This is a genomic window from Natrialba taiwanensis DSM 12281, from assembly GCF_000337595.1.
Classification (GTDB): domain Archaea; phylum Halobacteriota; class Halobacteria; order Halobacteriales; family Natrialbaceae; genus Natrialba; species Natrialba taiwanensis.
In genome coordinates this window covers 195,359-219,017 of the sequence record NZ_AOIL01000052.1, presented here as the reverse complement: position 1 = coordinate 219,017, position 23,659 = coordinate 195,359, and the positions used below count along the sequence as shown (strand labels likewise).

Here is a 23,659-nt window from a genome sequence, read left to right as displayed (position 1 = left end):
TCTTCCGATCTGAGCAATCCGCTCCCCGAGGACCTTGCCGATCCCGTGTTCCTCTCGCCCGACGCCGGCGCAGTTGCACTCGCCGAGACGGTCCGTGATACCTACGGCGAGGGCGAGATCGACTACTTCGAGAAGGTGCGTCACTCCGGCACCGAGGTCGAGATTTCGCCGAGCGACGTGGACGTGACCGACCGGGATGTCGTCGTCACAGACGACATCATCGCGACGGGATCGACGATGAGCGAGGCCGTCGGCGTCCTGCAGGACCGTGGCGTCGGCCGGGTCTTTGTCACGTGTGTCCATCCGCTCCTTGCCAGTAACGCGGTCACGAAGCTCGCGCGGGCCGGCGTCGAAGCGATTTACGGCACGGATACGATCGAGCGCCAGCAGAGTACCGTCTCGGTCGCGCCGGCGATCGCAGAGCACCTGTAGTCAGCGTTTCTTGTGCGGATTCTTCGGAAGGAAAGCGTGAGAGAGATCGACAGCGGCGGCGACGAGCGATACTAGCGACGCTTCGAGCACAGAAGAACGGAAGGACGGAAGAACGGAAGAACAGAAAAACGGTCAGTCCGACGGTTCCGGCGCTGCTAGCGACTCGATCGCGATCTCCATCGCGACGCCGTCGACGTCCCACTCCTTGCGGTGGCCGTCCTCGACCGCGCCGAGTTCATCCGCACGAACCTCCTCGCGGATGAGGGCTTTGCGGTCGTCGACGAGCGAGGCGACGCGGTCGTCTTTGATTTCGAGGTCGAGCGCGATCCGTTCCTCGACATCGAGATCGAGATCCTTTCGCATCTCCTGCACCCGGCGGATAACCTCGCGGGCGTAGCCCTCGCTCTCGATGTCGTCGGTGAGCGAGGCGTCGACGTAGGCGACGCCGCGGTCGTCGCCGTTGAGGCCGAAGGCGGTGCCGGCGACACCCTCGGGCGTTTCGGTGACGAACGAGACCATCGATTCCTCGAGTTCGTCGTCCGCCTCGAGGGCGTCGTCGACGGCCGCCGCGAGCGCCTCGAGGGATGGGTCGTCGATCCGGGCCTCGTTGAGCGCGTTCATAACCTCTCCGGCGCGGTCGCCGAAGGCGGGGCCGAGTTCGCTCATGTCGGCCTCGGCGCTGTAGTTGAGTTCGCCCCAGCGGTCCTCGGGCGAGACGAGTTCGATCTCGCGGGCGTTGAGTCGCTCGGCGAGCAGGTCGGTGTGGCGTTCGACCGCGTCGACGACGCGCTGGTCGTCGGCGGCGACGACGACGCGCGGGACGGGCCAGCGGAGTTTGCGGCCGGCCTGTTGGCGGGCGTTCGCGCCGGCTTCCTCGATGGCGCGCAGGAACGCCACGTCCTCCTCGAGTTGCTCGTCGACGAACGCCTCGTCGACGGCGGGCCAGTCGCACATGTGGACGGTATCGTGCTCCGCGTCGCCGGTGAGGGTGCCGTAGATCGTCTCACTGATGAATGGCGCGTAGGGAGCAAGCAGCGCGACGGTCTCGCGGAGGACGCGGTAGATCGTCGCATAGGCCGCCTCCTTGGAGGCGCTGTCTTCCTCCTCCCACATACGCTCGCGGACCGCCTGAACGTAGAACCGGGAGACGTCCTCGACGACGAACTCGATGAGGGCGTCGATCGCCTTGTCCTGGCGGCGGTCCTCGAAGTGGTCGGTCATCGTCTGCTTCGTCGACTGCAGGCGGGCGAGGACCCACTCGTCGACGAGTTCGAGGTCATCCGCGACAGCATCGACGGTCGTCTCCTGCGGATCGAACTCGTCCAGCCGCATGTATGGCAACGGGAACCGGAAGACGTTCCACAGCGTTCGGAGGTGATTCTCCATCGTCTGCATGCCGTCCCAGGAGAAGCGCATGTCCTCGCCCTGCGGGTTGTTCGACAGCAGGAAGGAGCGCATCACGTCCCGTCCGTGGCGGTCGATGGCCTCGTGGGGGTCGATCAGGATGTCCTTGGACTTGGACATTGCGCGCCCGTCGGGCATGAGCGCGTGGCCGTGCATGAGCACCTCTTTGTAGGGGCTCTCGCCGAGTGCGGCGGTTCCCATGCCGAGCTGTGACCAGAACCAGCCCCGCGTCTGGTCGTGGGCCTCGAGAATGAAGTCCGCGGGCCAGAGGTCGTCGAACCGACTGTCGTCCGAGGGGTAGTTCAGGGTGCCCCAGGAGGCGACCGAGGAGTCGAGCCAGACGTCGAACACGTCCGGCACGCGCGTGTAGGTGGTGCCGTTCTCGGTGATGGTGAGGTCGTCGACCGTGTCCTTGTGGAGGTCGACGGTTGCGGCGTCGATGTCCTGATCGACGCGCTCGACGAGTTCATCACGGTCGCCGACGACGATCATGTCCTCGTCATCGTCGCGATCCTCGGGCGTCCAGACCGGCAGCGGAATGCCCCAGTAGCGCTGGCGCGAGACGTTCCAGTCGGGGGCCTCCTCGACGAAGTCACGGAAGCGGTTGTCCCGCGCCCAGTCGGGGTGCCAGTCGCTGTCCTCGATGTTGTCCAACAGTTCGTCCTTGACGTCGGTGATCGTGATGAACCACTGGTCGGTGACGATCTGGATGATGCCGGTATCGCAGCGCCAGCAGTGCCCGTAGCTGTGGGTGACCGTCTCGGAGGCGAGCAACGCGCCCGCCGCTTCGAGATCGCTCGTGATTTCGGGGTCGGCGTCCTTGACGAACTCGCCTTTGTACTTGCCTGCTTCCTCGGTGTAGACGCCGTCGCCGCCGACGGGACAGAAGATCGGGAAGCCGAGTTCGCGGCCGCGCTCGAAGTCCTCTTCACCGTGGCCGGGGGCGGAGTGGACGAGACCGGTGCCGTCGCCGTGGGTGTCGACGTAATCGGCGGGGTAGACCTCGTGGGTGCCCTCGGCGTCGACGCGGTCCGGGACTTCCTCGGCGAGCGGGTGGTCGTAGGCCCAGCCGAGCATCTCCTCGCCGGAGAGTTCTTCGACGACCTCGTAGTCGTCGTACCGACCCGCCTTCAGGACCGCCTCGTGTTTGGCGTCGGCGACGTACAGCAGTTCTTCCTCGCCGTCTTTCTCCGCGCGGACGCCGACGTAGTCGCCCTCCTCGTCGACCGCGACGAAGGTGTTCGCCGGGATGGTCCACGGGGTCGTCGTCCAGATGACGATCGAGCCCTCGCGGTCCTGTAGGTCGAATTTAACGTAGATCGAGGGGTCCTCGACATCCTCGTACTCGACCTCGTTGTTCGCGATTGCGGTCTCACACCGGGGACACTGCGAAATCGAGCGGTGCCCCTTCTCGACGAGCCCTCGTTCGGCGGCCTTCGAAAAGCCCCACCAGGCGGCTTCCATGTACTCGGGGGTGACGGTCCGGTAGGGGTCCTCCCAGTCCATCCAGACGCCGAAGTCCTGGAAGTCCGACTGCAGGCCTTCGAGTTGCTCGTCGGCGTACTCCTTACAGGCCTCGATGAAGTTTTCCTCGCCGTACTCCTCGATGTCCTTCTTGTTCTCGAAGCCAAGTTGCTCCTCGACGCGGGTTTCGATCGGAAGCCCGTGCATGTCGTAACCCGGGCGGTCGGTCACGTCGTACCCCTGCATCCGGAAGAAGCGAAGGTAGACGTCCTTGAGGGACTTGTTCCAGGTCGTCCCCATGTGCGCCGAGCCCGACGTGTACGGCGGGCCGTCGACGAAGAAGAACGATTCACCGTCCGATCGGTGCTCGACCGTTTGTTCGTAGGCGTCGACGTCGTCCCAGTACTCGAATACCCGTTGCTCGAGCGCGTGGGGATCGTACTGGTCGTCGACCTCGCCAAACCGGCTCATACGTGACGTGATTCGCTCCGACATTAAAGGGGAATCGGTCCTGCAGGCGTGACTGGACGCGGTGATCGATCGGTCGAACGACGACTATCCGCTCAGTTGGTCGGAGAAAACAATTTCTGGTAACCGATTCCGTAGACGCCCGCATAGAGCATCACACAGCCGATCGCGGCGAGCCAGAGGGCAACGGTCGCCTCACCGGCACCGAAGTGCTGCAGGCTCGCGTACTCTGCAGCAGCGCCGACGACGGTCAGTAGGCCACCGATAACGGTATAGAGAAGTAACGGGAGTACTTCGGCGAGTAATTCCAGGCTGAACGTAACCATATACCCCCCATAGAAAGGCCACCAAGGTAAATTTGTTCACTTACGCAGCGATATGACACACCACGAGACACACCCATTGGTAGCATCAACATCACCGCTGTGAACCGCGCATCCAAACCGACCGGGCTAACCGCCTGTAGACGTACACCCATCTGTGCCAGCAGCCAACCCTGATTCGAATTCGAGTTCGAATTCGGACGACGCCAATTCGGACGACCCCGAGTTCCCCGACTCGCGACACGTCTTCGAGGCGAACTGTACGCGCTGTCAAGCACTCAGCGAGAGCCGCGAGTGCATCTCGTGGGGCACCGGCTCCCTCGACGCCAGCGTCTTGGTCGTCGGCGAAGCCCCCGGCCACGGCCATCCCGACGCCGACCGCTGGCGCGGCGGCAACTGGACCGGCAAGGCCTACACCTCGAGACACTCCGGCCGACGCGTCCGCCGGATGGTCGAGCGGGTCGGCTACGGCGACGACGCGTACTACACGAACGCGGTGAAGTGTTTTCCCGCGAGCGAGGAGCCACGCTCCTCGACAGCGAGCGGTGAAACCGGGAGCGCCGACGACCGCGCCACGAACCGCGAACCCACCGCCGAGGAGCGCGCGAACTGCCGGCCCCATCTGCTGAGCGAACTCGAGACGGTCGATCCGACGGTCGTGCTCGCGACTGGCAAGCACGCGACGAAGACCGTGTTAGCGGCCGAAGGGCGGGACCTCGAGGGATTCATCGATAGCGTGCTCGAGCCGATTTACTGTGAGGAACTCGGGATCTGGTTGGTGCCGATACTACACCCGTCGTACCAAGATATCTGGATCGGCCGACTCGGCTACGAGCCTGCGGACTATCTCGAGGGGATTCGAGAGACGATCGAGGGCGTGCTCGAGTGAAGATGCGGACGTACCACCCGTGTTTATTCTGGCTGACCGCGGCACCGGCAACCGCGATGTGCCGCCAGCGGAAGCCGCCGACAGATCGATGATTCACTCCTTCTGGCCGACCGCAAAGAGAGTCGTTATCCGTCTACACCGACGTATTTCGGGTGTGTCAACAACTCCGACCTCAAGGGTCGGGGCTTGTCAGTGAACTCCTGCTCTGCCGCTAGGCAGCGGAGGCGTTGAAATCGCCGTTCGCATTCACGGTTCCTGACTTCAGGGCTAGTTGACTGTTGACATCCTCCCCGCCCTGAAGGGCGAGGATTCCCACGTTGGGATATTGTGGTTTACGACGTTACGTGTTCTTGAGGCGCGAACGCACCAGTTTCCTTGTCAAACAAGAACGTCGATGGCTGTGCCAACCAGCCGTTACTCCTATTCACCGACAGATTCGGTGAACTCGGAGATACTTTCTGTCGAATGTTCTCGGCACCGTTCACGTCCGCGTTCGCCGTCGTTTCACAGCCGTCACACACGTACAACCCGCGCTCGACACGGTTCGCATCCCGCTTGCGACCACAATACGAACACGACTTCGAGGTATCGCGTTCGGACACCTGCTCGACTGTAATGCCTTCCATCTCGGCCTTGTAGGTGAGCATCTCCGTGAATCGGTCGAAAGCCCACGAGTGCAAGTCGAGGTTGCCGTGCGTGCCCCAGTTCTTCGACTGGTCATTCTCCTCATCCTCACGGATGCCAGAGAGATCGCCGATCACGATGGTTCCAACATCTTCCTCAACACACCGCTGAACGATGTGTTTCGAGAGCGTGTGGAAGTAGTAGATGCGGCGCTCCGACTTCTTCTGGTTCAACCGCGTGGCTTGCTCAGAATCGGAGTCGTCACACCGCGCGATATGCTTGCTGAAGTAGTAGTCGTCCTGCTTCAGACAATTGAGTGGGTACAGTTCGCTGTGGCCGTCCTCGTAGGCGAGCGCGGCGAAGTTGTTGATTCCGAGATCAACACCGACGGTTTTCTCGCCGGGAGATTCGGCCACCTCTATCTCGACTTTGCACACGAAGTGCAACTCCCATTCCCCGCCAGTCCAGACGGCCCTGACTTGCTGAACGTTCTCTACGCTGGAGAGGTCAACATCGGGCCGCGTCTGGTATTCACAGAGGATGAAGTCCGACCAATACTCCTTGAGGTTTGAGCCTTGGGAGAGTCGGACACGATTGTATGTGGTGTCGAGTTTGAAGCCAGCGGCTTTGAACGTGACCGTTGAACGCGGGTGTTCGTCGCCTTGTTTGCGGTAGCCGGGCGGGTTTGCGTTCGTATCTCCGTTGCGTCGTTTGCCGTACCAGCCATTGAACGCTTCAGCGAGTTCTTGAAGGACTCGCTGACTTGACTGAGAATGTAGGTCATCGTAGCGTTCGTGAGACTTCAGGTAGGCGGTGAGTTCGTTGTGGTTTGGGATGTGACCGATTTCATCCCAGACCCGGCTGCATGTCCACCGTCCGACGTTCCAGAGTTTTGAGGCTGCGAACCCGAGGGCGTCAAGGTCGTCTTGCACCCGTGGCTGATTCCTGATGGAAGCAGTATAGGTGCGGATTACGACCTGTTTCGCCATACGTAACCTATGTAGACAAACCTACTTGTAGGTATGGATACGAACGTGGAATATCCTGCCGTGCCATCGAACAGTAGATTGTGTCAGAGGGGTCGGATTCATCCCCGCGCTAAAGCACGGGGCTTTCTCCTTGCACTTCCGTAACCCGTCCAGAACCAGACTTGCGCCAGTTCTGGACAAGACGCCACGCCACGTTCCGCGCAGCGTTGTAATCTGCGTGCAGTTCCTTCTCACAATCCAAGCACTCGAACTCGTCACCATCACGATTGTCTTCGTGCGTAAATCCACACTCACCGTGACTATACCGTTGCGACGAAGCGATAGAAAAAGGGGCAAAAACAATCCTCGAAACTGTGCGATGGTTCACTAACAATCTACGCCACAAGAGCGAAAAGAATAATATCCAGCGCCTAAATGTCAATTCATATATGGTATTTCCACCTTCACACCTGCTTTCCCTTCCCGTCCTCGATGTCGGGTCGCTGACCCTCTTCGTTCTCCCGTTGCTCGTCGAACTTGCGGTACTTGCCCGAGGGATGTACACCCGTGAGCCCACTGACATCGTGCTCGCTGCCGTCGCGGTGCCCTGCCTCTTTGTCTCAATGTGGGCCGCCGTGGAGGGCCTGAACTCGTCCGGTGGTGTCGACTGGAGCGGCTTGTTCGGCCTTTTATCTGCGGCCGTCGGTGGGCTTCTGCTGTTCCTCGTCGTGATAGATGCAGTCATGGGGTTCGCTGTCCGGGCACGCACGATGGAATGACGAGTTCATCCCAGAGTGACTCTCCCTGTACCGTTTATCTGCAGGGTGAAACGCACCTGCGTTCGTACGACGCTGTGAAGCGTTCGGTAACGACGCTATCTACGAACACACCGATAGACGCGTATTACCTCGAGTTACCGACCGAGAGACCGACGGTGATGCAATACGTCCTCGCTGCGATCCACCATCCACTCTACATAATCGGAACGTGCGTGGTCAGATGCTCTACGGTCCGATCTACGCGATTTGATCCAGGAGACAGTGTGCCGTCGAAGTGTCCGCTGTCACGGACTTCGCGTCGGAGACGTCGACACCGTCCGAACAAATCGACACCCACCCTTCAGTACTCGTCCCGAAACTCTCGTCTCTCTGGACAGTGCTCTCCTGGACCGGGATCGGGATGTTCGCGTTCTTCGCACCGATCGCTACCGGGCGCACCGTCGTGATACTCCTATTCATCACAGCGATCACGGTCGCAATATTCCGACGACAATCGACGTTCGAAAGAACGCTCTCCCCTCTCCTCGGCTGGGGAGGACTGATACTCCTAATCGTAACGGGGCTCGTTCCGACCGCAATTGTAATCGTCGGGTTGGCTACCCACGGACTTGTGCTCCGACAAACTCTCGAGCGACGAAACCAAGATATGGTGGCCAGGACGGTCGAGGACGTGGCCGAGCACGGCTACCGGAACGTCTGTGTCGTCGTGGGCGCGAAACACCTGCAGGGAATGGTCCCCGAGTTCGAAGTTCGCGGCCTCGAGGTGGCCGTCGCGGACTTCTCCTGACACCGTGACTGCGGGCAGCGCGAAGTTGATTCCCGCCGAACCAGTATCACAGACTCTGGGTTTTCTATAGTAGCCGAGTAACCCCGATGTCGAACGACCTCTGGATGCCCGGTCGGTAACCTTCATACGGCAAGCCGACACACACTCGAGCATGAGTACGATCTTCAGCCAGATCGTGGAGGGGGAGATCCCCGCGCGAATCGTGTACGAAGACGAGACGACGATCGCCTTCCTGGACGCCAACCCGCTGGCACCGGGCCACACGCTGGTGATCCCCAAAGACGAGTACGAGCGGCTGAACGACGTTCCCGAAGACGTCGCGACGGATCTCTACGCGACGGTTCATCGCATGGTCCCCGCCGTCGAGGAGAGCGTCGACGCCGACGCGACCACCGTCGCGTTCAACAACGGCGAGGAGGCCGGCCAGGAGGTCCCGCACGTCCACTGTCACATCGTCCCGCGCTTCCAGGGCGACGGCGGCGGCCCCATCCACGGACTGTTCGGCGGGCCAGCCGACCTCGCCGACGACAAACTTGACGACATCGCGGCGGATATCGAATCCCGAGCGTGAGTTTCGGATGGGCAATCCGCTTGGCAAAGCAGTTCGCTCGCTTCCCATCGCCGCGGCGCTCGAACTCGGGAGCGTCCTGGTCTGTGTTGGGTTGTTCGTGGGGACGTTCGTCGTTCTCGTGGGCGGGCCACCGGCAGTAACGGGTACCGCCAGCGGGGCAGGTGCGGGAAATCAGGTACCGCTGCCCTGGCTCGCGATCATCGGGACGGGTACCGCCTTCGTCGTCTTCTGGACCGCGCTCGTTCCGCTGTTTCAACGCGTACAGAGCGTCCGGNGCGGGAAATCAGGTACCGCTGCCCTGGCTCGCGATCATCGGGACGGGTACCGCCTTCGTCGTCTTCTGGACCGCGCTCGTTCCGCTGTTTCAACGCGTACAGAGCGTCCGGAGCTAGAAGACTAGAAGAAGCCGAGCAGGCCAAAGAGGAGGTCGCCGTAACCGAGTGCGATCACCAGCCCGGCAAATATCGGCACCAGGAACGGCGTTCCGGGCGAAATCCAGACCGTCTCGTTCGTCGTAATCGCCTCCAGTCCGGCGCGCAACTGTTCGGGAGCGGTCCCGTAGGCCGTGCCCTCGATATCGTCGAGGAAGGCGTCGGCACCCCACGGATCGTCGTAGTCGCCCGCCTGATCCGTCGACACAGTATCCCCGTCGCCGTGTTCTCGCGGCGATGCATCGTCGGTCGTCCGGTTCGCTGCAGAAGTCACGGTAGTCCCGCCGTCCGCTCGAACGGCGGCCGCCACGGCACCGTCAGTCGGCGGATTCGGCTCCTCGGGCAGCGTCGCCGGATCACGATACCGAGCCGGCGACTCGCGAATATCCGCGAGCGTCAGACCGCGCCAGCGCAAATACATCCGTAACGCATCGAGGTCGAGCCCGCTCGTCGAGCGCCCGGCCGGTCCCTCGAGCAACTGACCGTGTGTTTCGGGCAGGCGCTCCCAGGAAACCGGCCAGCCAAGCGCCATCACCGACGTAAACCGCCCCGCCGCGGCGTTTCGAATCGCGAGGAGAATCGGGATCGCGAGCGCGACCAGCACGGCGTTCGTCAGGATCGTAAACGAGAACGTCCCGATCGGCGTCGGTACCGTCGGCGTCGTCCACGATCCGATCACGTAGATCGGCTGCGTCGGAAACACCACCGCCAAAACGAGCAACGCCTTCGCATCGGCACCCCCGAAGCCGCCGGCCCACCAGAACAGATACGCAAGCGGCACGACCACCCCCAAACTCACCGTCGCCGGAACGATGAACTCGTGGATCCAGGCCGTCCCGCCGGCGCGCCAGGCGAGCACTCCCTCCCAGAGAAGCGTTCCCGCACCGAGCAGCGAGAGTGGAACCCAGACGTGACTCGAAACGCGCCTGGTCTTGATATCCCGAACGGCGGTCCAGGCGAAGACGGGAAGCGCGAGGAGCCGGAGGAGATCCGGCCCGGTCGCAGAGACGAACGCGAGTAACACACCAGGTGCTGGGAAGCGCGGTACCGTTATGGTTTCGGCCTCCGGCGACGATGAGTGCGATGTCGTGAACTCTTACTCGAAGGCCCGCTGCAGCGCTTCCCAGCGCGGCTGCGTACGTCGGTCGCCGCCTCGAGATCGGGAAACGGCGCTGTAAGCCGACGCATATCGGCGAAATCACGGATCACGTCGATAGTCGGAGTGCCTTGAAAATTGGAGTGACTAGAACAGTGATAGAAACTACCAAACAGCTATCGAGCGAACGGGAACATATGACACTCGATGTCGAAATTCCAGACCCACCGGCGCTCGATAATCCACTCGATCCGGGTGAGTACGACGCCGTCGTCGAACCGGAATCCCGATCAGGCGATAATGTACCGCACGAAGCGTTAGCGACGTTCCTCCGGGAGGGTGCGTGGGAGGACGGCTTCAACGAGTGGCGCGACGATACGTATCTGACAGTCGAGGAGTTCCGACTCGTGCGCGACCGCGGGCTGATAGACGAGTTCGATTTTTATTGGAACATGGCCACGGAAGACGTCGGCTACCAAGCCCCGACTGTCCCCACCGATCTGGCACCGCCGTCCGGTGACCCGCTCGAACGGGGCGAACGGCAAGGTATCGAAGAAGAACTCGACGACCTCGGACGGACCGTCAGCGACGTACTGGAAACCGAGTACATCGATCGGAGCGGCGAAGAGTTCGGATTCTTCAGCGATTACTGACCGCTCTCCGAGCCGGGTGCCGGAACTGCACGCGGCATCGACCGACTGCTCGACAGGCGATATCGGACTTGACAGGCGTCGTCTGTCAAAAATCGGACCCGACAAACGACACCGGACTCGGCAGGCGATACCACACCGAGAGCGACGGGCGGAAAGAATATCCGTCCAGCGCGGCCACTACACGACACAGTATGAGTCACGTTCGTATCGCCGTCCTGAACGCGGCCCACGAGGACGCGAACACGACGCGAAACTTCCGCCGCGAACTCGACGCCTCGCTGGCCGAGTTCGATGTCACCGACGGCGAGCTCCCCTCACACTACGAATTCGACGGGCTCGTCGTCACCGGCTCGCGGTCGTCCGTCTACTGGGACGAGGAGTGGATCGATGCTACCAAAGAATGGGTCACAGGGGCCCTGGAGCGAGGGGTTCCCGCGCTCGGCATCTGTTGGGGTCACCAACTCCTGGCCGACGTACTCGGCGGTACCGTCGAGGACATGGGAGCCTACGAGGTCGGCTACAGCGAAATCGACCACCACGGGAACTCCCGACTGTTCGACGGCATCGCCCAGTCGTTCACGGCCTTTACGAGCCACGCCGACGCGGTTGCCGAACTGCCACCCGGCGCAACCCCGCTCGCCGAAAACGAGTACTCGAATCACGGCTTCTGCAAGGGCCGGGTTTTCGGCGTCCAGTTCCACCCCGAGTACGATACGAAGACCGCCCGCGAACTCGTCCACCGCAAGGACCTCGACGCGGACCGCCGCGACGCCGTCCTCGCCGAAATCACCGACGAGAACTACGCTGCCGCCTGCGAGGCGAAACTCGTCTTCGAGAACTTCATCGAGTTCGTCCGCGAAACCGCAGCCGACACGGCGGCGGGTGCAATGGACGGACAATCGGAATCAGTCGGTCGTTCCGACTGAACTCGGGTTGCATACTCCGAATGCCCCGGCCAGGTTAGCGCCACCGGTCGAGTATTCGTTGAACGAGGCGTTTGGTCCGAGTTCGTCGCGATTGGCGTGACTGGTCTGCTTGTCCCGACTGCGCGACGGGAGAGTGATCTGTCCGATCGGACCGGGCAGACCGATCAGACCGATCGTCCTCATCGTCTCGACCGCGTTGTGCATGCGTATGCTCTCGATCTCGACTTCGGCCCCGATAATACTCCTGCTGGGCCTCGAGTTCACGTTCGTACTGCGTGATCAACTCCCGGCGCTGACGGTCACGGATCGTCAGTTCACGTTCGAGTGCGGCGACCCGGGCGCGGAGGTGAACTCGTTCGATTCGAGCGGGAAGCGGGTGTCTCGTGTTCGGGGACGATCGTATCGAGAGCGATGATGACTTCCGGTGAGGGGCGTGACTGGCGTGAGGGGCGTTGGCGATCTCTGAACGGGGATTTCGAGTGTATTCGTCGGGGTCGATAGCGGTGATGGCGGGCTGTTCGAGGGGCCGATACTCGACGGACATGGCAACTCAGACGGTACATCGCTCCCGCGGAAAAAGGTCAGTCAGTCGGGCGTCAGACGCGTCTACTGTAGATTGTGTGGCTGTGAGAAGTGAGAAAGTGCAGATTGAGGGTCAGTGCTCGAGATGCTCGAGCACGCCCGCCGTTTCGGCCGGCACCGGCTCCGGCTCGCTTCCCGCGGCGGCTGCCGCGTCGGGGTCTTTGAGTAGGTGACCCGTCGTCAAGCAGGCGACGCGTTCGTCTTCGGTGACGACCCCCTCGGCGCGGAGCTTTCGCAGTCCTGCAACGGATGCGGCGGAGGCCGGTTCGACGCCGATCCCTTCGCCGGCGAGGTCGCGCTGTGCGGCGGTGATCTCCTCGTCGGTGACCGAGATCGCGGTGCCGCCGGTCTCGCGAATGCCCGGCAACGCCTTCGGTGCGTTGACCGGGTTGCCGATTCTGATCGCCGTCGCGCGCGTCTCGATCTCGTCCCAGCGCCGGACCTCGTCCGCGCCGTTCTCGACGGCTTCGACCATCGGAGCCGCGCCCTCGGCCTGCACGCCGACGAGTTTCGGGACCTCGTCGCGGGAGAGCGCGCCCGCTTGCACGAGTTCACGAAAGGCTTTGTACAGCGCGGCGGTGTTGCCGGCGTTGCCGACCGGGAGGACGATCCGGTCGGGGACGGTGTCGTAGTCCGCGAGAAAGCCCTCCAGGATTTCGAGGCCGATCGTCTTCTGCCCCTCGAGTCGGAAGGGGTTCAGCGAGTTCAGCAGGTAGGCTTCGCCCTGGCCGGCGAGTTCCTGGACGATATCGAGGCAGGCGTCGAAGTTGCCGTCGACCTCCAGGATGCGGGCACCGTGGAGGCTGGCCTGGGCGATTTTGCCGGCGGCGACCTTGCCGGCGGGGAGGAGCACGAGCGTTTCCATGCCGCCGCGGGAGCCGTAGGCGGCGAGCGCGGCGCTCGTGTTGCCGGTCGAGGCGCAGGCGAGGCGGTCGACGCCGAGTTCGTTCGCGACGGCGACGCCGACGGTCATGCCGCGGTCCTTGAACGAGCCGGTGGGATTCATCCCTTCGTGTTTGATCCGCAGGGCTTCGAGCCCGATATCGTCCTCGAGGTCGGGGACATCGTACAGCGGCGTGGCACCCTCCTGAATCGAGACGCCCGCATCGAGCGGGAGGGTGTCGGCGTAGCGCCAGACGCCCTGGCCTTCGCCCGCGAAGTCTTCGAGCGTCGGCAGGTCGTCGTAGCGAACCTCGAGCAGGCTCTCGCACTCGTCGCAGGTGTAGCGGATGTCCGCGAACGGGGCGAACGTCTCGCCGCACGCGATGCACTCGAGCCAGACGCCGTCGTCGGCGTCGGCGGGTGCTGCCGGTTGGTCGGCAGAGAGACTGAGACTCATTATTGTTCTGTCCTCGGGGAGGGGAGCGACCGGCAAAAAGCACGTGGATTCGGCAGATACCCCCATCCCGTTTTCCCGTTTCCATGTCCGCGCGTGCTCGTTCCCGCGAGCGCCGGTGTGATCGCTCACCCGTTGCAAGGTGTGATCGGCAAAAAGCGTCCCGGAAAGCCGAGTGGTGTGTCATCGGGACTGGGTGGTGTGCCCGGATTCGCTCGCGATTCCACCGTCCTACATCACGATGAGCCCCACCAGCACCGCAGGGCCCAGGAGCATGATGAACAGGGCAAACAGCAGTCTGAACGACATGCCACTCCGGGGAGATCACGCACACATATATAACTGTTCTAGATTGTTCTTCTCGTTGACTTCTTTCGGGGATGGGACAACGGCATATTGACTCACGAAAACGGCGATTTACCGGGACGAAATGACCGGCAGCGTCGGCCTCAATCGAGCAGCCACTGGAGTAACGCCTTCTGGGCGTGGAGACGGTTTTCGGCCTGGTCGAAGACGATCGAGCGGTCGCTTTCGATGACCTCGTCGGTGATTTCCTCGCCGCGGTGAGCTGGCAGACAGTGCATGACCGACGCCTCGGGGGCGTGTTCGAGCAGGTCCGAACAGACCTGGAAGCCCTCGAAGGCCTCCATGCGCACGTCGCGTTCGTCCTCCTGGCCCATACTGATCCAGACATCGGTGTAGATAATGTCAGCATCAGTGGCCGCCTCGATCGGATCGGTCGTGATCGTCGGATCGCCGCCGAGTTCCTGCGCACGGTCGATGACGCCGTCGTCGATACCGTAGCCCTCGGGTGTCGCCACCGTCAGGTCCATATCGGTCATCGCGGCACCGATCACGAACGACTGCCCGACGTTGTTGCCGTCGCCGATCCAGGCGACGGAAACGTCGTCGAAGCCCCCCTCCTGTTCGCGGATCGTCAGCAGATCGGCGAGCGTCTGGCAGGGGTGAGCGTCGTCGGTGAGTCCGTTGACTATCGGCACCGACGAGTTCGCCGCGAGCACCTCGACGTTGTCGTGTTTGAACAGCCGCGCCATCACGACGTCGACGTACCGTGAGAGGGTCCGCGAAGTATCCTTTAGGGGTTCGCCGCGGCCCAGTTGGATGTCGTCCGCACCGAGGAAGATTGCGTGACCGCCGAGTTGGGTCATTCCCGTTTCGAACGAGACGCGGGTACGCGTGCTCGGCTTCTGAAAGATCATTCCGAGCGTCCGTCCGTCGAGCGCTTCGTGTGGCTCGCCGGTTTGCTGTGCGTGCTTGAGGTCGTCCGCCAGATCGAGGATTTCGAGCAACTCCTCGTGTGAGACGTCGTCGATCTCGAGGAAGTGCCGCGGTTCCGGGTCGGACGGAGACGGGGACTGGGATTGGGATTGAGACATTAGTCGTTACCTCCTGTAAGCGTCGTCGCGACGCGGGTGAGCACCGCGACGGACTGGTCGAACTCGTCGAGCGAGAGGCGTTCGTCGGGAGCGTGATCGAGTTCTGAGTTGCCGGGGCCGTAGGTCGCCATCGGGCAGTCCCACGCGCCGGCGAAGAGGTTCATGTCGCTGGTGCCGGTCTTGCGCAGCAACCGCGGCTCGCCGTCTTCGTTCCGGATCGCCGCGCGGAACGCGCGGGCGACCTCGGTGCGCGGACTTTCCATCACCGGCGGGATCGGGTCGGCCCAGGTGACGGTGCCGATTTCGAGCGGTGCCTCGGCGGTCTCGCGAACCGTCTCGACGTCGAGCGTCGGTGGCACGCGCAGTTGCACGTCGAGCGTGGCTTCGACGGAGAGGCCGTCGTCGGTGATGCCGCCGTCGATGGCGACGGGTTTGGTCGTCACGCGCTCGAAGACTGGCTGGTACTCGTCTTGTTCGAACGATTCCTCGACGCTCGTCCACCAGCTCGTCGCGTGCTGGATCGCGTTGGGTTCGGGGCGGGAGGTGTGGCCGGACTCGCTGGTCGCGACGTACGTTCCCGAGAGGAAGCCGCGGTAGCCGAGGGTGATCCCCGTCGCGCCGCTGGGTTCGCCGTTGACGACGGCGTCCGGTTCCTCACGGTCGTCGACCAGGTGGCGCGCGCCACGGGAGTTCGTCTCCTCGCCGACGACGCCGACGAACGAGACGCCGGTGCGGACCGCGGCCGCGGCCATCGCGGCCAGCGGCCCGGTCGCGTCGACGCTACCGCGTCCGCGGAGCACGTCATCCCCCTCGGCAGCGATGTCGTCTTCCTCGTCCGCTTCGTCCGCCGGTTCGACTTCGACCGGAATCTCACCGGGGACGGTATCGATGTGCGAGGTCAACAGCACCGAATCGTCCGCCGGCGCGCGGACGTTGCCGACCTCGTCGATCCGGACCTCGCGGTCGTGGGCCTTGAAGAATGCGGCGAGGCGCTCTGCCGCGTCGCGTTCCTCACCCGACGGCGAGGGGATCGAGACGAGGTCGACCAGCAGTTCGCGAGCGTCCGCAAGCGATATCGCGTCGGGATCGGTCATCGTCGTACTCATGATTGTGATTCGGCTTTGGGCGCGAGTACGTCCGCGAGCGCCGTCACGACCTGATCGGCGTGCTCCTCCTCGAGCACCAGCGGCGGCAGCAGGCGGACGACGCTCCGGCCGGCCGGCAGGGCGAGCACCTGGTGTTCGAGTGCGAGGTCCCGCAGCACCCGATTAGCTCCGCGCTTCACTTCGACGCCGATCATCAACCCCTCGCCGCGAACGTCGCGAATCGGCACGTCGAGCGCGGTCAGTTCGTCCTGCAAGTAGCCGCCGACGTCGGCGGCGTTACCCGGCAGGTCCTCGTCGACGACCGCGTCGAGCGTGGCGTTCGCTGCAGCCGAAACGAGGGGGTTGCCGGAGAACGTCGAGCCATGCGGCCCCGCCGCCTCGGCGACCCAGTCCCGACAGAGCGTCGCCCCCATCGGCAGACCGCTCGCGATCCCCTTCGCGGTCGTCAGGATGTCGGGCGTCACGCCGTAGCCTTCGCAAGCCCACAGATTCCCTGTGCGGCCGATCCCGGTCTGGATCTCGTCGAAGATCAGCGCGGTGTCGGTCGCCTCGGTACACTCGCGGGCCGCCTCGAGATAGCCCGCCGGCGCGGGGTGAATGCCACCCTCGCCCTGGATGGGTTCGAGGATAACGGCCGCCGTTTCGTCGTCGACCGCGTCCTCGAGTTCAGCCGTGTCGCCGTAGGTGACGAACTCGATCTGGTCCTCGAGCAGCGGCTCGAAGGGTTTCTTGTACTTTGGTTTCCAGGTCGCCGACAGGGTGCCGGCGGTGCGGCCGTGGAAGGCGCGCTTGGCGGCGACGATCTTCGTCCCGTCGGTCGCGCTCCGGGCGAACTTCAGGGCGGCCTCGTTGGCCTCGGTTCCGGAGTTACAGAGCCAGACGTTCTCGATCCCGCCAGGAGCGAGCGTCCCCAGTTTCTCGTGGAGATCGGTCCGCGACTGGACCGGGTACGAGCCCTGGACGTACAGCAACTCGGCGGCCTGTTCCTGAATCGCGTCGACCACGTCGGGATGACAGTGGCCGGTCGGCGTGCAGGCGTAGCTCGCGCCGAAGTCGAGGTATTCGGTGCCGTTCTCGGCGGTGAGCGTCGCACCCTCGCCGGATTCGATGCTGATCGGTTTCTCGGAGAAGACGAATCCGCTCATTGTGTGACCTCCGTATTCGCTGTTTCCTCTGCTTCCGCATCGGCGAGCGCGCCGGGTTCGAGCGTCGTGCCCGCACCCGCGAGCGCACTCGTAATCGGCTCGTCCGCGTTCGCCGACGCGACGGTGACCGAGGCTGCCCCTCCCTCCAGGGCCTCTTCGGCCGCCATGACCTTCTTCGTCATGAAGCCCTCCGCCGCGTCTTCGACCGCGCTGAACTCGGCGGGCGTCGCGGCCGAGTCGATCTTCGTCGACTCGTCGTCGGGATCCTCATAGATTCCCGACACGTCGGTGAGCACGACCAGGTCGGCCTCGAGAGCACCCGCAATCGCAGCGGCGGCGCGGTCGGCGTCGGCGTTGACGGCGGTGTAGCCGCCCTCTTTTTCCCGTCCGAGTACCGGGACGGAGACGACCGGCGTGTAGCCGCCCGCGAGGACCGTCTCGAGCAGGTCCGCGTTGACCGAGTCGATCGTTCCCGAGTGGTCGCCGCGCAAAATCTTCTTCTTGCCGTCCTCTTTGACGCGGACGGCGGACTTGCGCTTGCCCTCCAGCAGCTTGCCGTCGGTGCCCGAGAGACCGACCGCGTTCACGCCCTCGTTCTGGAGCGACTCCACGAGGTCCGTGTTGAGCTTGCCGGGCATCACCATCTTAAAGACGTCCATCGTGTCCTCATCGGTGAACCGACCGACGACGCCGCCGGGCGTCTCGACGTAGGTAGGTTCCTCGCCGAGTTCCGCAAGGGTCTCGTCGACGGCCGTCGAACCGCCGTGGGTGAGTACCACGTTTTCGTCCGCTTCGACGAGGCTCGCGACATCCGCGAGCGCGCCTTCCGGATTAACGGCACGTGCGCCGCCGACCTTGACGACGGTCGTCATTATGGTGCCCCCACGGGATGTAGCCCCGTGAACTCGAGTCCGGCCGTCTCCTCGAAGCCGAGCGCCACGTTAGCGGCGTGGACCGCCTGGCCGGCCGACCCCTTCATCATGTTGTCGATCGCTGAAAAGACGACGACACGCTTGTTACTCGGGTCAAGTTCGAAGCCGACCTCGGCGAGGTTCGTTCCCGCAACCGACTTCGGCTCGGGATAGCGGTAGACGCCGGAGCCGCCCGCGGCCATGCGGACGAACGGCTCGTCCTCGTAGCAGCCGCGATACGCCTGCCAGAGGTCGCCCTTCGAGACGGGACTCGAGGGGAAGACGTGGCTCGTCGCGCTCGCGCCGCGAACCATGTCCACGGCGTGGCAGGTGAACGCCACGGAGGTACCGAGGAACTGCTCGATCTCGGCCTCGTGGCGGTGGCCCGTCGGCGCGTAGGGGCGAACGACGCCCGAGCGCTCCGGATGGGAGGAGGCTTCGCCGCCGCCCGCGCCGCCCTCGGAAGAGCCGACCTTCACGTCGACCACGACTTGCTCGCTGCCGTCGAGAATGTCGTGCTCGAACAGCGGATACAGGCCGAGAATGGTGGCGGTAGCGTTGCAGCCGCCGCCCGCAATGAGGTCGGCCCCGTCGAGGTTCTCGCGGTTGATCTCGGGCAGAGCGTACTCGGCCTTCTCTAAGTACTCGGGCGCGTCGTGGCCGTCGTACCACTCGACGTACTGCTCCTCGGTGTCGAGGCGGAAATCCGCCGAGAGATCCACGACGGTGTCGGCAATCTCGAAGAACTCGTCTACCTGTCCCATCGAAACGCCGTGTGGCGTCGCGGCAAACAGCACGTCGACGCTCTCTAAGTCGTCGGGCTCGGTAAAGCGCAGGTCCGCCCCCCGAAGCGGCGGGTGCACGGAGCCAACGCTCTTGCCGGCTTTCGACCGGCTGGTGACCTCCGCGAGTTCAACGTTCGGATGGCCGGCGAGCAACCGCAGGAGTTCGCCGCCGGTGAACCCGCTGCCGCCGATGACGGTCGCGGTGACGGTCTCGGCGGATTCGTCTGTGCTCGCTGTGTTCGCGTCCGCGTCGGTACCGACCGCCATCAGAGGGTCACCTCGACCTCTTGCATGTCGTTCTCGGCGGCCTTCTCCTCGAGCCAGTCGACGACGGTGCCGGCAACGTCGGTCTCGACGGCGTCGTTGAGCGCCTTGAACTCGACGGTGTGGTTGACCTCGTGGACGGTGTAGGAGTCGCCGGTTTCCATCAGGTCGACACCGAGGAGTCCGCCGCCGACGGCGTCGCTGGCCGTCTGGACGAGATCCTCGGCCTCATCGTCGAGTTCGAAGACATCGGTCTCCGCTCCCTTCGCGGCGTTCGTGATCCAGTGGTCCGACGAGCGGACCATGCCGGCGATCGGCTCGCCGTCGATGGCGAGCACGCGGATATCGCGGCCGGGTTTCTCGACGAACTCCTGGACGTAGAACACCTTGTGCTCGTAGTGTCCGAGTGTCGCTTTGTGCTCTAAGATCGCCTCCGCGGCGTCGGGCGAATCGATCTTGGCCATCAAGCGCCCCCACGAGCCGACGACGGGCTTGAGAACGCAGGGGTAGCCGAAGTCCTCGATGGCCTCCATCGCCGTCTCCTTCGTGAAGGCGACTTTCGTTTCGGGCGTGGGGACGCCCGCCCGTTCGAGCGCGAGGCTGTTCTTCGCCTTGTCCGCACAGATATCGGCCGTCTCGTGGCTGTTGACCACGGGAATCCCGTACGCCTCGAAGAACTGCGTGGCGTACAGGCTCCGACTCGTGGCGAGACAGCGATCGACGACGAGATCGAGGTCGGCGAACGCGTCGGGTACCTCGCCAACGGTGAACTCGTGCTTGCGGACGTCGATCTTCGTGATCTCGTGGTCGCGCTCGCGAAGCTCTGCGAGGAGGAGCTTCTCGTCCTTGCGGATCCGGGAGTAGAGGATTCCTATCTGCAAGGTCACTCACCCCAGTCCTCTTCGAGCTCGGGGGCTCGCTCGAGGACTGGCGGCTCAGTGTCGACGACTTCCAGCTCGGCTCCGCAGGTCGTACAGTCAACGATCTCTCCGACTTCCAGAGTGTCGTGCAGGGACACTTCGGCCCCACATTCGACGCATTCTGTCATTGTACTCCCACCTGGGAGCCACATCACCTTAAGTCCACCGGATCTATAATAGAAATTATATGATGATACTTCCCACTAACGGTATAAAAGAGCTACAATACGACCAGTTTCGTTTTTGTATGTCACGTATAGTGTATATTGTCCCCTCAAGGGGACGGCGGTCGCGGGGGCGAAACTGGCGACGACGGGTGTGACTCAGACATAGTCGTTCACCTCCTCACGCAGCGCCGTGTGTGCCGTCTCGAGTTCGGCGGCGAGTTCCGAGTGGGTCGACTCGTCAGCACCGAGCGCATCGTGGCCCGATTCGAGCTGTGGTGTCGTCGCTTCGGGGGCCGGCCCACCCTGTGAGTTGCGGCTCGCAACGCTTTCGGCGGGATCGAGCGCGTCCACGACGGCATCAGGGTCGACGTGGGACTCGAGCGGTTCGCCGAGAATGTCTTCGGCGGCAGCGTCGAGTGCATCGTAGTCCGCGGAACCGTGTTCCGCGCTATTTTCGGCAGCGGTAGCGACCAGTTCGTGAGCTGTCCTGAACGGCAGGCCGTTCGCAGCGAGCAGGTCCGCGACGCCGGTAGCCGTCGAGAAGCCCGCACCGGCCTCGGCTGCGAGGGCATCCGCGTTCCACTCGGCCGTTGCGATCGCGCCGGCTGCGATCTCGCTCGCCTCGACCGCTGCATCGACGGTTTCCCACGCGTGGGTCGTCGCGCGCTGCAGGTCGCGATTGTAGGCGCGAGGCAGTCCCTTCAGCGTCGTCGTCAGCCCCTGAACGTTCCCGGCCGCATCGCCCGCGACCGCGCGGACGAGTTCGAGCGTGTCGGGATTTTTCTTCTGTGGCATGATCGACGAGGTCGAGGAATAATCGTCCGCGAGGGAAACGAAACCGCGGTTCGCGAAGATAATCAGATCCTCCGCGAGGCCGGATAGCGTCGTCGCATGGGTCGACAACGCCTGCGTCGTCTCGAGCAGGAAATCCCGGCTCGAGGCAGCGTCCATCGAGTTCACAACCACGCCGTCGAACCCGAGCAGGGACGCGGTGAACTCGCGGTCGATGTCGAAGGTCGTCCCCGCGAAGGCCGCGCCGCCGAGGGGGGACTCGTTGATCCGGGCGTAGGCCTCGAGTAGCCGTTCGGTGTCGCGGCGGACAGCTCCCTCGTAGGAGAGCGCCCAGTGAGCGACGGTGGTCGGCTGGGCCGGCTGCAGATGGGTGTATCCCGGCATGATCGTTTCCGCGTGCGTGTCCGCAACGTCGAGGAGCGACCCGCGGAGCGCAAGCGTCGTCTCGATCGCATCGAGCACGTCCTCGCGCAGGCGGTAGCGAATGCAGGTCGCGACCTCGTCGTTGCGCGAGCGCGCGGTGTGCATCTTGCCGCCGTCAGCACCGACGCGTTCGATGACGGCCGTTTCGATGGCCTCGTGAACGTCCTCGCCGTCGGGCAGCGAGTCGTGGCCGGCGACTTCGATCGCATCGAGCGCGGTCAGAATCGATCCCGCCGTCTCCTCGTCGATAATCCCTTGCTCCGCGAGCATGAGGGTGTGTGCGCGATCGACCTCGAGATCGGCCTCGAAGATCCGTTCGTCGGCCGCAAGCGAGGAGAGGAAACTCCGGGCGGGGCCGCCGCTAAAGCGGTCTCGCCGGACGACGCCCGACTCGTCGCCGTCGGCTCCGCCGCGAGCGCTCTCCTCGGTCATGACTACTCCTCGCCTCCGTCGGTGGCGAGTTCGACCGTCTCGGTGTCCGCGTCAGCGTCGTCGGTCACCGCGTTCGCGAGGCGGCGCTGGAAGCCGTGGTACTTCGCGACGCCGGTGGCGTCCTCCTGTGTGATCTTGCCGACCGTTTCCGTGTCGAAGGACGCGTGTTCGGCCGAGTAGGCCGCGAACTCGCTATCGCGGGCGACCGGGCGAGCCGTGCCGCCCTCGAAGCGAACCGTGACGGTACCGGTGACGCGCTGTTGGGTCTGGGCGATGAAGCCCTCGAGCGCACCGACGAGCGGCGCGTCGACCAGCCCTTCGTAGCCCTTCTTCGACCAGCGCTGATCGATCAGCTGCTTGAACTCGCGTTCTTCCTGGGTGAGCACGAGCCCCTCCAGGGCTTCGTGGGCGTTGAGCAGCGTCGTGGCGGCGGGGTGCTCGTAGTTCTCGCGGACTTTCAGCCCGAGCATGCGGTCTTCCATCGAGTCCGTGCGACCGACGCCGTGGGAGCCGGCGAGTTCGTTCAGGTGCTCGATGAGCGAGACGGAATCGTACTCCTCGCCGTCGACGGCGACGGGGTAGCCCTTCTCGAAAGTGATCTCGATTTCCTCGCTCTCGCCGGACGGTTCGTCCGTCCAGTCGTAGATGTCCGTGGGCGGGACGTAGCTCGGGTCCTCGAGTTCGTCGCCCTCGACGGAGCGACTCCAGAGGTTAGTGTCGATCGACCAGTCGCCGCCGCTGCCGCCCTCGACGGGGAGGTCCTTGTCGTCGGCGTACTCCTGTTCCCACTCGCGTGTGAGTCCGAGTTCGCGAACGGGGGCGATGACCTCGAGGTCGGAGTCGCGCCAGACGGCTTCGAACCGAAGTTGGTCGTTCCCTTTGCCCGTACAGCCGTGAGCGATGCCGTCACAGTCCTGTTCTTCGGCGACCTGCAGGATCGCCTCGGCGATGACGGGGCGAGCGAGCGCCGTCCCGAGCGGGTAGCCCTGGTAGGTCGCGTTCGCGCGAACGCTGTCGAAACAGAGGTCGGCGAACTCGGCTTTGGCGTCGACGACGTAGTGATCTAGATCGAGCGCTTCTGCGGTCTCTTCTGCTTCATCGAACTCTGAGGCCGGCTGACCGACGTCGACGGTGACGCCGATGACCTCGTCGTATCCGTACTCTTCCTCGAGCAACGGGACACAGACGGTCGTGTCCAGTCCACCCGAGAACGCGAGTGCAACGCGTGTCATATCCGAACAGAACCGAGGGACATACTTAAATTCGTTGTTTTAGATATCGTAATTTATGGAGAGAGCGGACGCTAACCGGGAAAATAGGAATTACCTATTAATTTGGGAAACAGCATGGAACGTGGGGGAAGGGATAGTACGGGCTCAAAGGCCCGGTCGCGGTCGTCGCGGTCGCGGGGAGACAGCCCCGCCGGTCACGAAGGAAGCGAACGCAGTTGCAAGACCGGCGGACTGCGTCATTGCACCCACCTACGAGACTTGACCCTATTAAATCCTCGTGTCGGGCAAATGTTGCACCGGGTTGCACGCAGAGGCAAAAGCGATCGTGGCTTGGGGGATCGGGCGCAAGAAT

At 63.6% G+C, this 23,659-nt stretch carries 23 protein-coding genes and 3 pseudogenes; 9 read left to right on the top strand and 17 right to left on the bottom strand.

What is annotated here, in order from left to right; translation table 11 throughout:
* The coding region (gene prs, locus C484_RS16585; RefSeq protein ID WP_006827048.1) for a ribose-phosphate diphosphokinase at nucleotides 1-432 on the top strand (432 nt) is incomplete at its 5' end.
* Between the two features lie 132 nt (nucleotides 433-564).
* Here the strand turns inward: prs and ileS are convergent.
* Nucleotides 565-3,771, bottom strand: coding sequence for an isoleucine--tRNA ligase (gene ileS / locus C484_RS16580; RefSeq protein WP_049915560.1), 3,207 nt, complete (start codon nucleotides 3,769-3,771; stop codon nucleotides 565-567).
* A 92-nt stretch (nucleotides 3,772-3,863) separates the two neighbouring features.
* Nucleotides 3,864-4,094, bottom strand: coding sequence for a hypothetical protein (locus C484_RS16575; protein WP_006827046.1), 231 nt, complete (start codon nucleotides 4,092-4,094; stop codon nucleotides 3,864-3,866).
* 154 nt (nucleotides 4,095-4,248) lie between these two features.
* Between C484_RS16575 and C484_RS16570 the strand changes: the two genes are divergently transcribed.
* Both C484_RS16570 and C484_RS22705 read left to right on the top strand, forming a co-directional pair.
* Complete coding sequence (locus C484_RS16570; RefSeq protein WP_006827045.1) at nucleotides 4,249-4,980, top strand: uracil-DNA glycosylase; 732 nt, start codon at nucleotides 4,249-4,251, stop codon at nucleotides 4,978-4,980.
* A pseudogene (locus C484_RS22705) lies at nucleotides 4,940-5,147 on the top strand (IS1595 family transposase); the annotation flags it as partial. The gene C484_RS16570 and the pseudogene C484_RS22705, both read left to right, overlap by 41 nt.
* A 165-nt stretch (nucleotides 5,148-5,312) precedes the next feature.
* Here the strand turns inward: C484_RS22705 and C484_RS16565 are convergent.
* Together C484_RS16565 and C484_RS22460 are read right to left on the bottom strand one after the other, a co-directional pair.
* A complete protein-coding gene (locus tag C484_RS16565) occupies nucleotides 5,313-6,593 on the bottom strand; it encodes an RNA-guided endonuclease InsQ/TnpB family protein (protein WP_006827044.1) in 1,281 nt (426 codons plus the stop codon).
* Between the two features lie 139 nt (nucleotides 6,594-6,732).
* Nucleotides 6,733-6,909, bottom strand: a pseudogene (locus tag C484_RS22460) (zinc ribbon domain-containing protein); the annotation flags it as partial.
* A gap of 112 nt (nucleotides 6,910-7,021) precedes the next feature.
* On the opposite strand from C484_RS22460, the gene C484_RS16560 reads away from it, so the two are divergent.
* The gene (locus tag C484_RS16560; RefSeq protein ID WP_006827043.1) at nucleotides 7,022-7,351 is read left to right on the top strand and encodes a hypothetical protein; all 330 of its coding nucleotides are present in this window, start codon (nucleotides 7,022-7,024) and stop codon (nucleotides 7,349-7,351) included.
* A gap of 237 nt (nucleotides 7,352-7,588) precedes the next feature.
* Here the strand turns inward: C484_RS16560 and C484_RS23145 are convergent, their stop codons facing one another.
* Nucleotides 7,589-7,810, bottom strand: coding sequence for a hypothetical protein (locus C484_RS23145; RefSeq protein ID WP_152422730.1), 222 nt, complete (start codon nucleotides 7,808-7,810; stop codon nucleotides 7,589-7,591).
* Between the two features lie 187 nt (nucleotides 7,811-7,997).
* Here C484_RS23145 and C484_RS23485 point away from each other — a divergent pair, with 187 nt between their 5' ends.
* From C484_RS23485 to C484_RS16545, 3 genes and pseudogenes are all read left to right on the top strand, one after another.
* Nucleotides 7,998-8,138 carry a hypothetical protein gene (locus C484_RS23485; RefSeq protein WP_160164251.1) on the top strand — a complete coding sequence of 47 codons (141 nt, stop codon included), beginning with the start codon at nucleotides 7,998-8,000 and terminating at the stop codon, nucleotides 8,136-8,138.
* 151 nt (nucleotides 8,139-8,289) lie between these two features.
* Nucleotides 8,290-8,709, top strand: a complete 420-nt coding sequence (locus C484_RS16550; RefSeq protein ID WP_006827041.1) for an HIT family protein — start codon at nucleotides 8,290-8,292, stop codon at nucleotides 8,707-8,709.
* Between the two features lie 7 nt (nucleotides 8,710-8,716).
* Nucleotides 8,717-8,968, top strand: a pseudogene (locus C484_RS16545) (hypothetical protein); the annotation flags it as partial.
* A gap of 137 nt (nucleotides 8,969-9,105) precedes the next feature.
* Here C484_RS16545 and C484_RS16540 read toward each other — a convergent pair.
* On the bottom strand, nucleotides 9,106-10,164 hold the full coding sequence (locus C484_RS16540) for an A24 family peptidase (protein WP_006827039.1): 1,059 nt from the start codon (nucleotides 10,162-10,164) through the stop codon (nucleotides 9,106-9,108).
* Between the two features lie 269 nt (nucleotides 10,165-10,433).
* Here C484_RS16540 and C484_RS16535 point away from each other — a divergent pair, with 269 nt between their 5' ends.
* Both C484_RS16535 and C484_RS16530 read left to right on the top strand, forming a co-directional pair.
* Complete coding sequence (locus C484_RS16535) at nucleotides 10,434-10,889, top strand: hypothetical protein (protein ID WP_006827038.1); 456 nt, start codon at nucleotides 10,434-10,436, stop codon at nucleotides 10,887-10,889.
* A gap of 191 nt (nucleotides 10,890-11,080) precedes the next feature.
* Nucleotides 11,081-11,815: a type 1 glutamine amidotransferase gene (locus tag C484_RS16530; RefSeq protein ID WP_006827037.1), complete on the top strand. Its 735-nt coding sequence runs from the start codon at nucleotides 11,081-11,083 to the stop codon at nucleotides 11,813-11,815.
* 34 nt (nucleotides 11,816-11,849) lie between these two features.
* Here C484_RS16530 and C484_RS22455 read toward each other — a convergent pair whose 3' ends face one another.
* The 11 genes from C484_RS22455 to C484_RS16470 all read right to left on the bottom strand — a co-directional run bounded on the left by C484_RS22455 (nucleotide 11,850) and on the right by C484_RS16470 (nucleotide 23,307).
* A complete protein-coding gene (locus C484_RS22455; protein ID WP_083867363.1) occupies nucleotides 11,850-12,359 on the bottom strand; it encodes a hypothetical protein in 510 nt (169 codons plus the stop codon).
* Between the two features lie 111 nt (nucleotides 12,360-12,470).
* The gene (gene thrC / locus C484_RS16515; protein WP_006827034.1) at nucleotides 12,471-13,736 is read right to left on the bottom strand and encodes a threonine synthase; all 1,266 of its coding nucleotides are present in this window, start codon (nucleotides 13,734-13,736) and stop codon (nucleotides 12,471-12,473) included.
* A 446-nt stretch (nucleotides 13,737-14,182) separates the two neighbouring features.
* A complete protein-coding gene (gene argF / locus C484_RS16510; protein WP_006827033.1) occupies nucleotides 14,183-15,130 on the bottom strand; it encodes an ornithine carbamoyltransferase in 948 nt (315 codons plus the stop codon).
* Nucleotides 15,130-16,236 carry a [LysW]-lysine hydrolase gene (locus C484_RS16505; protein WP_006827032.1) on the bottom strand — a complete coding sequence of 369 codons (1,107 nt, stop codon included), beginning with the start codon at nucleotides 16,234-16,236 and terminating at the stop codon, nucleotides 15,130-15,132. The genes argF and C484_RS16505 overlap by 1 nt, the downstream gene beginning before the upstream one ends.
* Nucleotides 16,233-17,381, bottom strand: coding sequence for an aspartate aminotransferase family protein (locus C484_RS16500; RefSeq protein WP_006827031.1), 1,149 nt, complete (start codon nucleotides 17,379-17,381; stop codon nucleotides 16,233-16,235). The genes C484_RS16505 and C484_RS16500 overlap by 4 nt, the downstream gene beginning before the upstream one ends.
* Nucleotides 17,378-18,253 (bottom strand): acetylglutamate/acetylaminoadipate kinase, encoded by an 876-nt coding sequence (locus C484_RS16495; protein ID WP_006827030.1) that lies wholly within the window; start codon nucleotides 18,251-18,253, stop codon nucleotides 17,378-17,380. Before C484_RS16495 ends, C484_RS16500 begins: the two co-directional genes overlap by 4 nt.
* Nucleotides 18,253-19,344 carry an N-acetyl-gamma-glutamyl-phosphate reductase gene (gene argC / locus C484_RS16490; protein WP_006827029.1) on the bottom strand — a complete coding sequence of 364 codons (1,092 nt, stop codon included), beginning with the start codon at nucleotides 19,342-19,344 and terminating at the stop codon, nucleotides 18,253-18,255. The genes C484_RS16495 and argC overlap by 1 nt, the downstream gene beginning before the upstream one ends.
* Nucleotides 19,344-20,228, bottom strand: coding sequence for a lysine biosynthesis protein LysX (gene lysX, locus C484_RS16485; protein ID WP_006827028.1), 885 nt, complete (start codon nucleotides 20,226-20,228; stop codon nucleotides 19,344-19,346). Before lysX ends, argC begins: the two co-directional genes overlap by 1 nt.
* Complete coding sequence (gene lysW / locus C484_RS16480) at nucleotides 20,225-20,389, bottom strand: lysine biosynthesis protein LysW (protein WP_006110956.1); 165 nt, start codon at nucleotides 20,387-20,389, stop codon at nucleotides 20,225-20,227. The genes lysX and lysW overlap by 4 nt, the downstream gene beginning before the upstream one ends.
* Nucleotides 20,390-20,584: 195 nt before the next feature.
* Complete coding sequence (gene argH, locus C484_RS16475; protein WP_006827027.1) at nucleotides 20,585-22,075, bottom strand: argininosuccinate lyase; 1,491 nt, start codon at nucleotides 22,073-22,075, stop codon at nucleotides 20,585-20,587.
* Nucleotides 22,076-22,077: 2 nt separating this feature from the next.
* On the bottom strand, nucleotides 22,078-23,307 hold the full coding sequence (locus C484_RS16470; protein WP_006827026.1) for an argininosuccinate synthase: 1,230 nt from the start codon (nucleotides 23,305-23,307) through the stop codon (nucleotides 22,078-22,080).
* Between the last annotated feature and the right edge of the window lie 352 nt (nucleotides 23,308-23,659).

What these genes read in the sequence shown, in the direction of transcription:
- argC (WP_006827029.1), bottom strand. Translation starts at nt 19,344, where the DNA reads ATGGCGGTCGGTACCGACGCGGACGCGAACACAGCGAGCACAGACGAA.
- C484_RS16495 (WP_006827030.1), bottom strand. Translation starts at nt 18,253, where the DNA reads ATGACGACCGTCGTCAAGGTCGGCGGCGCACGTGCCGTTAATCCGGAA.
- C484_RS16505 (WP_006827032.1), bottom strand. Translation starts at nt 16,236, where the DNA reads ATGAGTACGACGATGACCGATCCCGACGCGATATCGCTTGCGGACGCT.
- C484_RS22455 (WP_083867363.1), bottom strand. Translation starts at nt 12,359, where the DNA reads ATGTCCGTCGAGTATCGGCCCCTCGAACAGCCCGCCATCACCGCTATC.
- argF (WP_006827033.1), bottom strand. Translation starts at nt 15,130, where the DNA reads ATGTCTCAATCCCAATCCCAGTCCCCGTCTCCGTCCGACCCGGAACCG.
- argH (WP_006827027.1), bottom strand. Translation starts at nt 22,075, where the DNA reads ATGACCGAGGAGAGCGCTCGCGGCGGAGCCGACGGCGACGAGTCGGGC.
- C484_RS23485 (WP_160164251.1), top strand. Translation starts at nt 7,998, where the DNA reads ATGGTGGCCAGGACGGTCGAGGACGTGGCCGAGCACGGCTACCGGAAC.
- C484_RS16565 (WP_006827044.1), bottom strand. Translation starts at nt 6,593, where the DNA reads ATGGCGAAACAGGTCGTAATCCGCACCTATACTGCTTCCATCAGGAAT.
- C484_RS16500 (WP_006827031.1), bottom strand. Translation starts at nt 17,381, where the DNA reads ATGAGCGGATTCGTCTTCTCCGAGAAACCGATCAGCATCGAATCCGGC.
- C484_RS23145 (WP_152422730.1), bottom strand. Translation starts at nt 7,810, where the DNA reads ATGAATAGGAGTATCACGACGGTGCGCCCGGTAGCGATCGGTGCGAAG.
- C484_RS16535 (WP_006827038.1), top strand. Translation starts at nt 10,434, where the DNA reads ATGACACTCGATGTCGAAATTCCAGACCCACCGGCGCTCGATAATCCA.
- C484_RS16530 (WP_006827037.1), top strand. Translation starts at nt 11,081, where the DNA reads ATGAGTCACGTTCGTATCGCCGTCCTGAACGCGGCCCACGAGGACGCG.
- C484_RS16550 (WP_006827041.1), top strand. Translation starts at nt 8,290, where the DNA reads ATGAGTACGATCTTCAGCCAGATCGTGGAGGGGGAGATCCCCGCGCGA.
- C484_RS16575 (WP_006827046.1), bottom strand. Translation starts at nt 4,094, where the DNA reads ATGGTTACGTTCAGCCTGGAATTACTCGCCGAAGTACTCCCGTTACTT.
- C484_RS16560 (WP_006827043.1), top strand. Translation starts at nt 7,022, where the DNA reads ATGGTATTTCCACCTTCACACCTGCTTTCCCTTCCCGTCCTCGATGTC.
- thrC (WP_006827034.1), bottom strand. Translation starts at nt 13,736, where the DNA reads ATGAGTCTCAGTCTCTCTGCCGACCAACCGGCAGCACCCGCCGACGCC.
- lysW (WP_006110956.1), bottom strand. Translation starts at nt 20,389, where the DNA reads ATGACAGAATGCGTCGAATGTGGGGCCGAAGTGTCCCTGCACGACACT.
- C484_RS16470 (WP_006827026.1), bottom strand. Translation starts at nt 23,307, where the DNA reads ATGACACGCGTTGCACTCGCGTTCTCGGGTGGACTGGACACGACCGTC.
- ileS (WP_049915560.1), bottom strand. Translation starts at nt 3,771, where the DNA reads ATGAGCCGGTTTGGCGAGGTCGACGACCAGTACGATCCCCACGCGCTC.